This window comes from Arenibacter palladensis (assembly GCF_900129275.1).
Lineage (GTDB): Bacteria > Bacteroidota > Bacteroidia > Flavobacteriales > Flavobacteriaceae > Arenibacter > Arenibacter palladensis.
The window spans coordinates 127,009-143,328 of the sequence record NZ_FQUX01000007.1 but is presented as its reverse complement, the minus strand read 5'-3'; the positions used below and the strand labels follow the sequence as shown (position 1 = coordinate 143,328).

Below are 16,320 nucleotides of genomic sequence, written 5' to 3'. Positions count from 1 at the left end.
AACTGAAAATGAGATGAACATACATATAAAATTATTATCAGCAATTATTCTAAGTGCCTTGATCTATGGCTGTACAGAGGATTTTGAAGAAATGAACACCAGCCCAAATGATTTGACATCGGTTCCTTATAAAACCTTGATTACCGATGCCGAAATCAGCATCGTAAAAGCGTACAATCCAATACTGAACTTTGAGGTAAGTTGGGCCAGATATAATGTTCGCGATGTATACGTCCAAAACGACCGTTATGAGCAAACCGGTGCCGGTACCAATTTTAACGTTTATAGTGGTCATCTTAAAAATTTACAGGTAGCCCTTAATTTGGCTCAAGAGGCCGGGGATGACAATGCGGTTGCCGTAGCACAAGTACTGAAAGCCTATGCTTTTCAGAATATGACAGATTGGTATGGTGATATACCCTATTCCGAAGCCCTTATGGCAGATGATAGCGAAAGTCCTAATATATACCCTAAATATGATTCCCAACAGAGCATATATATGGATATTATTGCACAATTAAAGGCTTCCAACGCCATGATAGATACCTCTGAAAGTATGGGTACCGCAGATGTAATTTTTGATGGAGACATGACCATGTGGAAGAAATTCACCAACTCCCTATTATTACGTGTATATATGCGAATGTCCTTGATAGATCCTTCCACTGCCAAAAGTGGTATCGAGGAAATTATGGCCAACCCCAGCACTTACCCTATTATAGATTCCAACGACAGTGCTGCCTTCAAATATTGGTTACCTGAGGATGCCACCTACCGTAGTCCTTACTATATGGATCCAACCCAAGCTGCCAAACAAGAGAATGTAACCTCGGCCTATATGGTAGATTTTCTAAAAACAAGAAACGATTTAGGCAGACTTGCCGTTTATGCTGAGCCAGCTGCCACTAGCGGAGAATATATAGGACTTCCACTTGGTACTCTTGGGCAGAATACTCCAGATCTCTCCATCATGGGAGTTGAAGAATTTCGTTCTGCCGATTCGCCAACTAGAATTATGAGATATTCGGAAGTACTTTTTATACTCGCTGAAGCCGCCTTAAATGGCTGGAATGTTGGAATGACAGCAGAGGAAGCCTATGAAGCCGCTATTGCCGCCAGTTTCGAAGAGTATGGCTTGGACTTAGGAAGCTATCTTTCAGAGCCATTGGTTGATTTCAACGGAGGTGTAGATCAGCGGGAATTGATAGGGGAACAAAAATGGTGCGCTTTGTATCCTGACGGTAACCAAGGTTGGGCAGAAGTACGCCGTACAGGCTACCCGGTTTATGTAGCCACTACAGAACCTGTGGAAACCTTGTATCCAGGAAATGGTACTATTGTTAGAAAACCCTATCCACATAGTGAAGCCATATCCAATCCAGACGGATTCAATGCAGCCATTAGTGCACAACCAGGAATCATAGATGAAAAATTTGGCGCCGGAGTTTGGTGGGATGTTGATTAAACATAACCCCGGATAAACAATGTTGAGTTAACATTGCAACCATATAAAAATGAATTATACAAGTTGAATTGAATTGAGTTTTTCAAAGAATTGAGTTGACAAAGAGTAGCAACAGATTTATTTCTGTGCTACTCTTTTTAATTTAACGGATAATCCTTTACGGTGCTTAAAAAATATATCAGATTACAAAATCCCTAATAATGAAGTTTAATAAATTTATACCTATACTGTTTTCTATTGAACCAATCATATTGATTGCAAATGGCGAAGAAAAGGAATGGAGAAATGAACTTTTTCCTGAAAGCCAGTTTACTGGCAGGGACACTCCTTTTAGCAAAGGTATAAGAATGGGCGATTGGAAATTTTTAAGAATATATGGGCAAAACCAATAGACTTGGGAGGAGAATGATGTAGATTATAAAAGCATAAACCAGAATTTGAAAATATGATCAATTTAAAGAACCTCCTAGGGAAAATATACAATTTGATAAGTGAATATGAGAGCTCCAAAACTCTAGTTGTTCCTGGGCCTAAAAAAACAATGACAAAAATGAAATATAGGAAAAGAAATATTCTAAGAAACCTAATGCTTATTAGCTTTCTGGCAGCAACATGTGTCTCCTTTGCAGATAATTATCCCAAAAACCCCAATATAGATATAGTTCACTACACCTTTGACATCACCTTAACCGATGAGACCGATTTAATAAAGGCAACCGCGACCCTGCTGGTCAAATTTAAAACGAACGGCATTAAAACTTTGCGTCTGGACCTGATCAATAAGAGTGATAAATTGGCCAACAAGGGCATGTTGGTGAAACAGATCTTATCACAGGGCAAAGCCCTGCTGTATAGCCATGATTCAGATGTACTTTTAATAGACTTGCCAAATATCATGGCAAATGAAGAGCTCAGTATCACCATAGAATATGAAGGCATCCCAAATGAAGGTTTAAAGATAGGTCCCAACAAATATGGGGACCGAACATTTTTTAGTGACAACTGGCCCAACAAGGCTAGAAACTGGCTGCCTACGGTAGACCATCCCTATGACAAGGCCAGCTGTGAATTTATCGTTACAGCCCCTTTAAAGTACCAAGTAGTTTCCAACGGCCTAAAAGTGGAAGAAAGTATTTTAGCCAATGGGCAGCGATTGACCCATTGGAAGCAATCTGTCCCCATTGCCTGCTGGCTATACGCCCTGGGTGTTGCCGAATTTGCCGTTCAATACGTGGACACCTTTAACGGAAAATCCATTCAAACCTGGGTATACAAACAAGATCGAGTGAATGGTTTCTATGATTTTGCCATACCTACAAAACAAGCGCTCGAATTTTTTAGTAGTTATGTAGGGCCTTTTGCCTATGAGAAATTGGCCAATATTCAATCCAATAGCGTTGGTGGAGGAATGGAAGCTGCATCCGCAATATTTTATGGGGATAAATCGGTTGATGGAAATAGAAGTATTAGATGGAGAAATGTCGTGATCCATGAAATAGCCCATCAATGGTTCGGCAATGCCGTTACCGAATACGATTGGGACGATGTATGGTTGAGCGAAGGGCTTACCACCTATTTCACCATGCGGTTCATCAAACATGCCTATGGTGAGGATGCTTTTAAAGAGGAACTAAAAAAAGCTAGGGCTACCGTCTTCAAATTATCCCATAACAATGAAGATTACCGCATAGTGCATGATAACTTATCGGATATGAAAAACGTTTCTTCAGGACTTACCTATCAAAAGGGCGCATGGATTACCCATATGATCTGCAATTATGTTGGGGAAGAAGCCTTTCAACAAGGAATAAGGGATTACTATCAAAGATACTATAACGGAAATGCAACAACAATGGACCTTCGGATGGCTTTGGAAAGTGCATCGGGCAAGGATCTTAACCCATTATTTAACCAATGGCTTTTCCAAGGAGGCAACATTCACCTAAAAGGCACATGGAGTTATGATTCAAAAAATAAACTCATCGATATTGAATTGACCCAAACCCAGCCCGAAAAATTCACCTTTGATATGCCATTGGAATTGGCTATACTAACTCAGGATAACAACACTATAAACAAGGAAATCATACAATTAAGCAAGCGCAAGATAAAAGTGTCCATTCCCTGCGAATCCGAACCGAGTAATATACTATTGGATCCCGAAACAAAATTATTGGCCCAATGGGATTTTACCCGTAAGAATTGATAATTTAAAAGCCCAAATAACTAAGGATACATTTCCTACTTTGGTTTAAACACAAAAATCAAAAAGATAATATGGAATTTCACTGAAATCGTTGTAGATATACTTATTAAATGAAAATGGCAACCTTCCAATATTATATTTTATTGAAATAGTATAGTGTTGTGCCAAGAAGTTATGCTTGTTTTTTGTCTTATAATTATAATATTGTGCTTAAAATACATCAAGATTTTTTTAGAAGGGAAGCTCCTTAAAAAACAATCGTAAACTTCTTAAATCACAGTTTAAATAAATCTTTATTATGCAAAACAGCCTAAGGCTCAAACAGTTTTTAACGATACCATTATTTGTAGTAACAACATCAATTTTTGCGCACAGCTCATTTTCCGAATTGCCAAGCGGTTCTTTAAACACATTCGGACCTAAAAACGAAGTGGATTATCACGAAAATTGGAAATTGGCAGGATTTAATGACGACACCTCTAAAGGTGTTCATTTATTGGGTGAACTTAAAAAAGTTAAAAAACATCTTTTAGGTAAAACTACATTATCGGCAGCAGATTTGGAGGCGTTAAGCAGTGCTATTGCCAAGGACAGTAGTTTATTTGCCGATAATTTTAAGGTCATCAAATTGGGGCTGGAAGCAATTGCCCAGTATGAATCCAAATTTGGAGGTTTATTTACCACAGAAAATAGAACTAAAGGAGGCTTTGACAGAAAGGCATCGGGTTACGAATTAGAGAATTTAATGCTCGTAATTATGCAATCTGTTATTGATTACTCGTACACCGAAGCTAACCTTGCCGCATATCCAAAATTATTTAACAATAGGTTATTTAAAACTTCCTCTTATTTTCCGGGATCGGTTGTACAACCGGCTGATGCCTCTCAAAGTTTCACCATTAAAATTAATGGAACCCATGTACGTAAACCTGGTACACCGGCCAATTATGAAACCGAAGATGCAAGGAGACCCACGGGTTGTTATTTGGCACCGGGAAGTATTGCAAAAGTAACCGTTCCATCGTCTTTGGTTGGTATTGGGGCCACCATATTGGTAGGTGCCCATACTTGGGATCTTACAAAAAAACCTACCATTAAAAGAATGGATCGGGTAACAACAAAATACGAAATAAACAGCAATACAACCACCATTGCCAATCCGTTGGGAGGTGGTGTATATATTAATGTACCGTATCAAAACGATTTGGGCATCCTTAATATTACCTTACAAAATGTGGTTCGTTCTCCATATTATGCTAGAACTGTAGCCAATAAGACCAGTTTGAGCGATTGGCTAAATGTTGAGCGATTACGTGCTGCTCCATGGACAGATATTGAAACTGACAAAGTGATGATGCAGGTGCCAACATCATGGATTTATGCTTTTGATGGCATTGAAACAACTATGGATGATTGGGATATGGCTATGGATGCTATTTCAACACTTCTAGGTCGGCCACTTCTAAGATCCAAGACAGTCATCTACATGCAAGTGGACGTCATAAAAAGAGGAAAAGCCAACTTCCCCGGATATCCACAATCAAATGTTGATTATGATCCTTACACCGATTATAAAGGGTATCATAGTAGTTATTTAACAGATGGCCCTAGAAATGAAAGAAGATATCTAACCAATGTATTGTTCCACGAACAAGGTCACGCAGAAAAAATCTATAAATTTAAGGGTGAAATTGAATCTATGATCAATTTCCTTTGGGTAGCAGTTCACAACAAAAAATTTGGAGTAGAATTGAACAAGGCTTTTGAAGAATCATTTAATGGCTACGGAATATCGCATTCAATTGAAGAAGCAGCCATTAGTTGGATGATAACTGAAAATTTCAGGACAGGCAACCCCATGAGTTCCCAAACTCGTGAATACCGTCAAGAGTTCTCATACCAACCAAGAGGGCACGCAAAATATGCAGATTTAGTGCGACTTTTTAACTGGGAAGCTATTGAGGATTTTTATGCAAATACAAGTAAAATGTGGGACAGGGGAGAAATAAATTATTCCTTCCCCAACCGCGTTAACGAGATTCCTACAGATGACAGGATCTTAAGAATGTCCCAAGCTGCTGGCTATGATTTGCGACCGCTTATTCATTTTTGGGGTATTCATCCAATTGATTCCAAAAACTTGGAAGCCGAAATACAAAACAATAAATTAAAAAAATCCACTGCAATTTACGATCAGTTATCATATTACAAAACCATCGTTCCTATGGACAACACCACCTTTAGGAATTTTGGATTGGAAGACTTTTCTGAATCTAAAATTCAAAAAAGCTCCTATTACGATCATGTTTCGCAAAGTTATTACCCGGGCTTCCTAAAGAAATGGTGGAATGATTACGATGCAGCAGAAGGACAGGCAGCCGTAAATCAAATACAAAATATTTTGGATCTATACTTCCCTGATGGAAGACCGGAAGTAGACAATACCTCCTGTTCTGAAGTCACCCCGCTCTCAGTGAAATCCAGTTCCACAACAGGCCCAGAAAACACTTTAGATGATAACCCTGCTACTACATGGGCGCCCAAAGGTGATGGAGAATACCTACTTTACGATTTAGGAGAAGTTTATGATCTATGTGATTTTGAGATCAACTTTAAAAATGGGCAGACAAAATTAAATTATTTTGACTTAGAGGTTTCCTGGGACAATCAAACCTTTATGGTTGTAAAACAAGGCTTGTCCAGTACCAAAACTAGAACTACATATGACACCTATTCCATTTCTAGAAAAGCCCGTTATGTTAAGATTATTGGACGTGGAAATGAAACCGATGACTGGAACAATATCAGTGATGTAAAATTCTATTTTAAACAAGGAAACAACCTATAGAACAGTATAAAACAAGGGTCGTACCGGCCCTTGCTTTCTACTATCGGAATGTAGCCTACAAATTGATTGGCCGGCAAGGGCCTGGAACATATATCACATTAAAAAAACTAGTGGTTGAACAAAATCTAACAGCGTTAATTAACAAGTACATACTATGGATTTAAAAAAATTAATACTCTGCGCATTCATCCTTACCGGGAATTTTATGATTGCCCAATCCAATACAGATCTAGCCCCCCAGCCTACAATCGAACAGGCTTCTTTAGACCCTGCAACGGCACTTTGGTACAATCAACCTGCAAGCAAATGGGAAGAGGCCCTGCCTGTGGGAAATGGACGCCTGGGCGCTATGGTATATGGTAAATATGGGGAAGAAATTATACAGTTCAATGAGGACACCTATTATACAGGAGGCCCCTACAATAGTGTTGTAAAAGGTGGCTACAAGCATCTGCCTGAGATTCAGCAACTAATATTTAACGGTGAACCCATCAAAGCCCATAAGCTCTTTGGACGTACCATGATGGGGTATCCCGTGGAACAAATGAAATACCAGTCCATGGCCAATTTACATTTGTTTTTCGGAAATGACAGTGTTGAAAACTACAGAAGGTCATTGGATCTAAAAACCGGTATTGTTAAGGACACATACACGGTAAACAATGTAAACTACACCAAGGAGGTATTTGCATCTGCCATTGATCAAACTATAGCCATCCGCATTACAGCCGACAAACCTGCTAGTATTTCATTTGATGCCGAACTTCGCGGAGTCAGAAATTCCGCCCACTCCAACTATGCCACAGACTACTTTCAAATGGACGGTATTGGAAACGGACAATTAAGACTCACAGGAAAATCATCCGATTATCTTGGTATTGAGGGAAAACTAAAATACGAGGCACAGATCAAGGCCTATCCCGATGGTGGCAGCATGGAAATGGACGACACTATTCTCAGTATAAAAAATGCAGATGCCGTAACCCTGTATTTCGTGGCCGCCACAAATTTTGTGAATTACAAAGACGTAAGTGCCGACCAACAGGCACGAGTTGCAGAAATGCTGACCAAATTGGATCAAAATACATACAACAAAATCAAAGAAGATGCCTTAACCGATTATAAGGGTTTTTTTGACAGGGTTTCATTAACACTGCCTACTACCCCAAGCTCTCTATTGCCAACGGATGAACGTTTGACCAATGCCCAAAATAACCCGGACCCACAGTTAGCCTCCCTTTGTTATAATTTTGGAAGGTACCTCTTAATATCCTCATCCAGGCCCGGGACACAACCGGCCAATTTACAGGGTATATGGAACAATGATATGAATCCTGCCTGGGATTCCAAGTACACCACCAACATCAACATCCAAATGAACTATTGGGCCGTTGAATCAGGGAACCTCTCCGAACTTTCAGAGCCTTTGACCACCATGATAAAAGAATTAACGGACCAAGGCTCCCAGGTTGCCAAAGAACATTACGGTGCCAGCGGCTGGGTATTTCACCAGAACACCGATCTTTGGAGGGTTGCTGCCCCCATGGACGGACCAACTTGGGGTACTTTTACTGTGGGGGGAGCTTGGCTTACCACCCATATGTGGGAACACTACCTCTTTACCCAGGACCAGGAATATCTAAAAGAAATTTATCCAGTGATGAAAGGCTCTGTTGAATTTTTCATGGATTTCCTTGTTCAATACCCAGGTAAGGATTGGTTGGTAACCAATCCCTCCAATTCTCCGGAAAACCCGCCAGAGGGAAAAGGATATAAATACTTCTACGATGAAGTTACGGGAATGTACTACTTCACTACCATTGCCGCAGGATCTACCATAGATATGCAAGTCCTAAAGGATTTGTTCAGCTATTATGGCTCCGCCTCAGAAATCCTGAACAAGGATGTTGATTTTGCAAAAAAAGTTCTTGAAGCCAGAAAACGATTGGTACCCTCACAAATTGGCAAGGACGGAACCCTTCAAGAATGGACGGAAGATTATGGCCAAATGGAAAAAAATCATAGGCATGCCTCCCACTTATATGGTCTATACCCCGGAAAGGTAATTTCGGTGAACAAGACCCCGGAATTAATAGAACCTGTAAAAAAAGTGCTGGAATTGAGGGGTGATGGCGCCTCTGGTTGGTCCAGAGCATGGAAAACCAACCTATGGGCACGATTGGGAGATGGTGACAGAGCCAACAAGGTCTTCAAAGGTTATCTAAAGGAACAGTGTTTCCCTTCATTATTTGCCATATGTGCAAGGCAGTTTCAAGTGGACGGTTCTCTGGGCGTAGCTGCAGGAATTACGGAGATGTTGCTTCAATCGCATGAGGGGTATATAGATTTGTTGCCGGCTCTTCCCTCGGAATGGGCCGACGGACATTTTGATGGCGTTTGTGCCAGAGGCGGTTTTGAACTTGATTTTAGCTGGAAGAACAAAGCACTAACATCCTTGGAAATTTTGTCTAAAGCAGGGTTGCCATGCAATCTAAAAACCAACAAAAAAATAAAAGTTTTTTCTGATGGCCAGCAAATCCAGGTAAAAAAACTTAAGAACGGAATTGTAGAATTTAAAACTACGAAAGGAAAAACCTATACTGTAGCCGGACTATAGATAGTCTACACTAGTTTGGTTTAAATTAATAGTCCTAATCTAGAAAAAATGGTCCTTGGGGAAATTAACTCCATAGGACCATTTTAATTTTTATAAATAAACTTGGACGGGAACATGTGTAAGCATACAAAAACAAATTAGGAGGCAAAATTTCGGTAACAGCCCTAGTGCGTAGAATAATATGGTATTGAGAACTTTGCAAAGCATATACACATCCATATATTGGTAGCTACAACAAAAACCAATTCTACTATACTTCACGTTCACATGCCATTACAATATAACATTACATTTACTTAGCCAACCTGAACACTTACAAGCAATTGACAATCAATTTTTTAGATGGAAATTGTATTTTTTTTAATGTAGTTTTTTTACAAATTGTAAAAATAGTATAGTATAAAGCTAATTTACATAGCTAAAACTCGATTAAAATTTAATAATTTGACCTGGCTACCAAACATCTATACATAATTTTCAAAATTGGAAGCAATTTTGACAGCTATTTATGATCCAAAACCCTTAGCTCCCCCCTTGGTTTTGTTATAAAGATTAATTGAAGTAGAAGTAATAGGTATAACAACTCTCACTAATTTGTTTATGAAAAGTAGAATTCTACCCTTTGTTTTGTTGTTCATTGTGTTCGGTACATGTTATAACTGCTCCTCCAAAAAGGATTACCATGGTAATTGGGAATACGAAATTCAATTAAAACAACAAGGTCTGCACTCTGGGACACTTAACCTTAAAAAAAATGGCAGTGGCTATACCGGAAATATGGTTTCTGAGGATTCAGGCGAATCCATTATCCAAAATTTAACCATAGAAGGGAACTCCATGTCTATGGACATTCCGTTTAAAAATGAACTCATTAGAATAAGCGGTGAATTTAAGGGGGACTTGTTTTCTGGTACAGGTTTATATAATGGGGAAAAAGTTATACTAACGGCATCAAGGACCACGGACCAAGAAGTCCCTATTAATGAACGCGAGGTAACTTACGTTTTAGACGATTCCGATTTGAACGACTATGAAAAAGACATTGATCATCAAGGAATGATCGAAGCCGTCGATAGAAATGCCTTTAAGCGTGGAAGTCTTATTTACAACTCCAACTGTATAAATTGTCACGGTGTGCCAGAGGTGGAGGGATCCATTCCCAACTCCCTTAAATTTTGGGCACAACCATTCAAATATGGTGCCGATCCCTATTCAATGTACCAAACAATAACCAAGGGTGCCGGTTTAATGCCGCCACAAATGGCACTGACTCCTCAAGAGAAGTATGATGTAATAACATACATCAGGGAAAATTATATCAAGGATCAAAACAAGACTGCTTATTTCAATGTCGATTCCGAGTATCTGTCAAACCTGCCCTCAGGATCCTCAAAAGGTCCTGAGTCCAAACCATATCATCCCTGGTCCGATATGGATTACGGAAATTTTTTGATCAATACCTATGAATTGGTAGACTCGGAGACGGGAATAGAACGCTTTCATTCGCCTGGACCACGCCCCTACCCTGATGAGAATTATTTGAAGAACAACTTTGCTTATAAAGGAATAACGGTTCGACTGAACGAGGGGCCGGGTGGAGTTTCCAAAGGAAATGCCTGGATGATATTCGACCATGACTTGATGCGCGTGGCAGGTGGCTGGACCGGAGAAGGATTTATAGACTGGGAAGGTATTCTACTGAACGATCACCATGAAACCTATCCAAGAACTATTGGGAAACTGCATTTCGAAACCCCTGTAGGGCCTGCATGGGCAGATCCGGAGACCGGATCCTTTCAAGACACGCGGTTCAAAGCTCGTGATGGTCGAAGATTTGGCCCATTGCCTAAAAAATGGGCCCATTTTAAAGGGATTTACCACAGTGGTAAAAACATCATTATTTCCTACAACGTAGGGAAAGCCAAAGTACTAGAACGTCTGGGCATGGATAAATATGATAAACAGATAATCTTCACCAGAACATTGAACATTGAAGCTTCGGATAAGACATTGCGAATGAGGGTAGCCCCAAAAGGCGTAAAGGTTGATATTAAAGGAGAAGGTGCTACTCTCATCAATTCAAATGATTTCGTAGTCCTAGAAATAAAAAAAGGCAAAGCGGCCAATATTAAATTGTTCATAGCAGGAGAAGATGTAGGTGATTTTGCCAAAGTAGTTCACAACGCCACAGGCCCTGAAAATTTGGAAAAATACCTCCAAGGTGGAGAACCACAATACAACAAAGAAGTTGTTACTACAATAATCAAGGGAAAAGAAGATGGGCCAATAGCTATGGACCAACTAACACCTCCATACGAAAACCCTTGGGATAGCCGATTAAAATTAAGTGGAATTGATTTTCTGGATGATGCCAATATTGGAGTTTTATGCACCACGGATGGCGACATATGGTCCGTAAAAGGACTTACGGACCATACCGACAAACTGCGTTGGAAACGAATTGCCTCTGGCCTTTTTCAACCTCTGGGCATCAAGGTGGTAAAAGATGAAATCTATGTAATTTGCAGGGATCAACTTGTGAAGCTGAACGACCTGAACGGCGATGGGGAAACAGATTTTTACGAGAATTTTAATAACGATCATCAAGTAACCGATCATTTTCATGAGTTCGCCATGGGCTTACAGACAGACCCAGAGGGCAATTTCTATTACGCCAAAAGCGGTCGACATGCCAGAGAAGCCCTGGTTCCCCAACACGGTACTTTGCTTAAGGTCAGTAAAGATGGCACTAGGACGGACATTATCGCCACTGGCTTTAGGGCGGCAAACGGTGTATGCATTAATCCGGATGGTAGTTTTATCGTCACAGACCAACAAGGTTTCTGGAATCCCATGAACCGTATAAACTGGGTTGAAGGCAAAGGAAAGTTCTATGGCAATATCTGGGGCTACAATCCACCCAAGGACACCACAAGATTGGGGATGGAACAACCTATGGCTTGGGTAGACATGGAGTTTGACAGATCTCCTTCAGAACTGTTGTGGGTAAACAGCAAAAAATGGGGGCCCTTAAATAATAGCCTGCTCAGCTTTTCCTATGGTTACGGCAAGATCCAACTTGTTCTTCACGAAAAAGTTAAGGATCAAAGGCAAGCAGGGGTCGTGGATCTTCCAGGCGTAAAGTTTCTTACCGGGGTTATGCGAGGCAGGTTCAATCCTCAAGATGGGGATTTATACGCGTGTGGAATGTCTGCCTGGGGCACTTCCCAAAATATGAAGGGCGGGGAATTTTATAGACTTCGTTATACCGGAAAACCATTATCAGTACCCATTGCCCTAAGCGCAGAAAAGGATGGCATGGTACTAACCTTTGCTGCCGAATTAGATACCTTCAAAACTGAAAACAGTTCTAATTTTGAAGTACAAACTTGGGAATTACTCCGAAGTCATAAATATGGCTCCAAGCGATACAATACTAAAACCCTGCATATTTCAGAGATAAAGGTAACCGAGGATGGTAAAAAAGTAAAACTTCTTCTACCCGACATTGCCCCTGTAGATATCATGAAAATCACCTATAAAGTCACCGACTTACACGGTAATGAGCTCAAGGGAGAAGTGCAAAACACGATTCACAATTTAAAATAAATAAGGATAATGGAGTAGTCCTTGCTACTCCAAACACACCTCTTTGACCAAATCGCTTCCAAATCAATGACCTGTTTGCCCAACACTTATTAAATATAATATCATAAGATATTACAATAGCCATATTAATAGGGATTTACTATAATCATCATGGTCTTACTATATCTATGTACAAAATTTAATAACCTAAAATCTCCAAAAACAATTATTGAACACATAAAATACTATTTTACAAATAAATAGAAATTAATTTAATCATTTAAGCTAAATCTTCAATTTAAAGCTGAAATTAAAATAGTACAGTCTTTTGCTAATTATAAGGATTTTCATTCCTAGGTATTTAACTAATTTTATAGAATTATTAAGATAACTTTAATAACCTATGAAAAACAAATTTAAACTCAACGCGATGTCCTGGTTACTGCTACTGGGAATCGTACTTTTCACTCCAGGCAGCGCAAACGCCCAAGACCTGGACATCACCGGAACTGTAAGTGACGAAAACAATAGCCCGTTACCAGGCGTAACAGTATTGATAAAGGACACCTCTACAGGCACCACCACAGATTTTGACGGTCAATACACAATTAAAGCCTCCCCGAACGATGTATTAAGTTTTAGTTATTTGGGTTACATTACCCAAGAGATTCCCGTAGGCTCAAAAACAAGTATAAACTTAAGCTTGGAACCAGACACCCAAGCCCTGGACGAGGTAGTGGTAACCGCTCTCGGTATTAGTAGGGACAAGCAAACTCTTGGCTATGCCGTACAAGAATTGGGCGGCGATAAACTGACTACTACACCCGAAGCCAATGTAATAAATTCCCTTTCCGGGAAAATTGCGGGAATACAGGTAACCAACGGAGGCAGTACAGTTGGGTCATCATCCAGGATAGTAATTCGTGGAAATTCATCATTTTCAGGAAATCAACCACTCTTTATTGTTGATGGCACCCCTATAGACAATTCATCACCTAACCTAGCTGGTGCAGGTGGTGTAGACTGGGGGAACACCGCATCGGATATAGACCCTAACAACATCGAATCCGTTTCGGTATTAAAAGGAGCCAATGCATCTGCACTTTACGGAAGTCGTGCCGCAAATGGGGTAATCATAATCACCACAAAAAAAGGAGGTAAAGACGGCAAATCACTTGGAGTCAACTTTAGTTCCTCCGTCGTTTTAGACAAAGCCTCATACTTCCCCAACCTACAAAATGAATACGGAGGGGGAAGGGATGGAAGTGAATTTATTTATAATAGATACAACACCACCAACAATACAAATTTGAGCTATAACGAATACGCCAAACAATTTGCATACAATTATGTGAATGGAAATGGAGCCGGCATAAACGACTCTTACCCAACAAACTGGGGACCAAGATTGGATGCAGGACTACTATTGGACCAATGGTCTACCGGCCCAAACAGTCCTTGGATATCCAGACCCAATAATATTAAAGAATGGTTTGACACAGGTGTTACCATTCAAAACAATGTATCCGTAACCGCAAACGGCGAAAAATCCTCCGGAAGAATTTCTTATACAAACATAGACACGGATGGTATGATAGATAATACAGGACAAAAAGAAAATGTTCTTTCGACCAATGTCAACCTAACACCATCCGATAAGTTAACCGCTTCGGTGAATTTCACCTACGTTAAAAAAGAAAGCGACAACCTCCCAGCGAACGGTTATCGTTGGGCAGATATATTTGCCTGGTTACAGCGAGATTTCCCAACACAGTACGCAAAAGACCTATTTTATGAAAAGGGCAATGATGATTATATGTTCAATGCAGACAATCCATTCTACGGCCTAAGAAATACCAATGCTTTTGATAGGGAAAGAATTTATGGTAACGTTGCTTTGACCTATAAAATAAATGATTGGCTAACAGCTAACGGCCAAGTGGGAATTGATTTTTACAATGAAATAAGAAAAAGCATAACCCAAGCTGGAACAACCAGAAATAAAAGATTAGGTCTTGGAGGACAATTTAGTGAAACACACATCAACAAGAAGGAAGTCAACACAGATGTTACCTTAAATTTTGACAAGACTTTCAGTGATTTTCGAGTGGACGGATTGATTGGAGCTAACAAAAGAACCAATTTATACAACTCCATAAGCCTAAGTGCCTCGGACCTTACCGTACCAGATCTATATACTATATCCAACGTTAAGGGCACCCCTGGCACTGGAATGTACGAAAGTAAATATGAAACAAACAGTGCTTACTTTGCTTTGAATGGATCATACAAGAAGGTACTTTATCTAGGTATAACTGGCCGTAACGACTGGAGTTCCACCCTGCCCCAAGAGAGCTGGTCCTACTTTTATCCATCAGTTAGTGCTGGTTTTGATGTAACCCAGGCCTTGTCCCTAAAATCGGACGTACTATCTTATGCCAAACTAAGAGGAGGCTGGGCCAAAGTAGGTGGCGACACGGACCCTTATCAAATAAATACCACCTACTCGGCAGGAACATTTAACGGTGTATCCGTTTTCACCCCTTCCAGAACTCTACCACCAACAGCATTAAAACCTGAAGAAACCACTTCCTACGAAGTAGGTGCTGACATACGTTTTTGGAAAAACCGCATAGCTTTGGACTTTACCTACTACGCACAAACAACTGTTAATCAAATCCTTTCTGTAACCACTTCCACTACCACAGGATACAATGGAATGTTGTTAAATGCCGGTGAAATTGAAAACAAAGGAGTAGAACTAATGTTATCAGCAGATATACTTCAAAATCCATCAGGTCTTAACTGGGATATTGTAGTTAACTGGGCAAAGAACAAAAGTATGGTCAATTCACTATATGGCAATTTGGAATCCTACCAAATTTCAGGTGGTTTTGGTGGAGTAAAAACATTAGGTATACCTGGCGAAGAATGGGGTGTTCTATGGGGACTACCATTTGTCAGGGACGATAACGGAAAAATTGTAGTAAACGCCAACGGCATCCCCACAACCACAAACGCAGCCGTAAAGCTTGGTAATGTAACACCTGACTGGACCGGAGGAGTTACCAACACCTTTTCCTATAAGGGTGTTAGCCTTAGCTTTTTGGTAGATGCCCAAATTGGGGGTGATATGTTCAGCACAACAGCATGGCATTCATACCCAACTGGAGCCTACGAAAACACCGTAAAGAACAATGTTAGGGAAACAGGATTAATTGTTGACGGAGTATTCGAAGATGGTACACCCAATAATATTCGTGTCTCGGCCCAAGATTATTTTAATGGTTCCTGGGTTTGGAACAATCACGAATATTCCATTCTGGATGCTACTTATGTAAAACTAAGGGAGTTGGCAATTGGATATAATTTTAATGTTTCTAAAATCAATTCCATTTCCAAATTAAACCTTTCACTAGTAGGAAGAAACTTAGCCATTCTCTACAGAGATAAGGACACCAAAGATTACGGAATCGACCCTGAAGTAGGTTTTGGCGGTGGAGAAGCTGGTATTGGTTATGAAAATTTCCAAATCCCAACCGCAAGAAGCTATGGGTTTAAATTAACAGCTAGTTTCTAATTTCTAAAAAAATATT

7 protein-coding genes are annotated in these 16,320 nt (G+C 40.0%); all 7 read left to right on the top strand.

Annotated features, from left to right (window positions below):
- Positions 1–13 precede the first annotated feature (13 nt).
- The 7 genes from BUA60_RS17315 (at position 14) to BUA60_RS17285 (ending at position 16,304) form a co-directional block, all read left to right on the top strand.
- Positions 14–1,465: a SusD/RagB family nutrient-binding outer membrane lipoprotein gene (locus BUA60_RS17315; RefSeq protein ID WP_072863876.1), complete on the top strand. Its 1,452-nt coding sequence runs from the start codon at positions 14–16 to the stop codon at positions 1,463–1,465.
- A gap of 200 nt (positions 1,466–1,665) precedes the next feature.
- Positions 1,666–1,857 carry a hypothetical protein gene (locus tag BUA60_RS17310; RefSeq protein WP_072863874.1) on the top strand — a complete coding sequence of 64 codons (192 nt, stop codon included), beginning with the start codon at positions 1,666–1,668 and terminating at the stop codon, positions 1,855–1,857.
- Between the two features lie 158 nt (positions 1,858–2,015).
- Positions 2,016–3,671, top strand: coding sequence for a M1 family metallopeptidase (locus BUA60_RS17305; RefSeq protein ID WP_178347022.1), 1,656 nt, complete (start codon positions 2,016–2,018; stop codon positions 3,669–3,671).
- Positions 3,672–3,969: 298 nt separating this feature from the next.
- The gene (locus tag BUA60_RS17300) at positions 3,970–6,519 is read left to right on the top strand and encodes a M60 family peptidase N-terminal accessory domain-containing protein (RefSeq protein ID WP_084532656.1); all 2,550 of its coding nucleotides are present in this window, start codon (positions 3,970–3,972) and stop codon (positions 6,517–6,519) included.
- A gap of 154 nt (positions 6,520–6,673) precedes the next feature.
- A complete protein-coding gene (locus BUA60_RS17295) occupies positions 6,674–9,136 on the top strand; it encodes a glycoside hydrolase family 95 protein (protein WP_084532655.1) in 2,463 nt (820 codons plus the stop codon).
- A gap of 600 nt (positions 9,137–9,736) precedes the next feature.
- A complete protein-coding gene (locus BUA60_RS17290) occupies positions 9,737–12,745 on the top strand; it encodes a DUF6797 domain-containing protein (protein WP_072863868.1) in 3,009 nt (1,002 codons plus the stop codon).
- A 382-nt stretch (positions 12,746–13,127) separates the two neighbouring features.
- Positions 13,128–16,304, top strand: a complete 3,177-nt coding sequence (locus BUA60_RS17285; protein ID WP_072863866.1) for a SusC/RagA family TonB-linked outer membrane protein — start codon at positions 13,128–13,130, stop codon at positions 16,302–16,304.
- The last annotated feature ends 16 nt before the right edge of the window (positions 16,305–16,320 follow it).

Coding starts and splice junctions, on each gene's coding strand:
- BUA60_RS17290 (WP_072863868.1), top strand. CDS start 9,737: ATGAAAAGTAGAATTCTACCCTTTGTTTTGTTGTTCATTGTGTTCGGT.
- BUA60_RS17285 (WP_072863866.1), top strand. CDS start 13,128: ATGAAAAACAAATTTAAACTCAACGCGATGTCCTGGTTACTGCTACTG.
- BUA60_RS17300 (WP_084532656.1), top strand. CDS start 3,970: ATGCAAAACAGCCTAAGGCTCAAACAGTTTTTAACGATACCATTATTT.
- BUA60_RS17305 (WP_178347022.1), top strand. CDS start 2,016: ATGAAATATAGGAAAAGAAATATTCTAAGAAACCTAATGCTTATTAGC.
- BUA60_RS17295 (WP_084532655.1), top strand. CDS start 6,674: ATGGATTTAAAAAAATTAATACTCTGCGCATTCATCCTTACCGGGAAT.
- BUA60_RS17310 (WP_072863874.1), top strand. CDS start 1,666: ATGAAGTTTAATAAATTTATACCTATACTGTTTTCTATTGAACCAATC.
- BUA60_RS17315 (WP_072863876.1), top strand. CDS start 14: ATGAACATACATATAAAATTATTATCAGCAATTATTCTAAGTGCCTTG.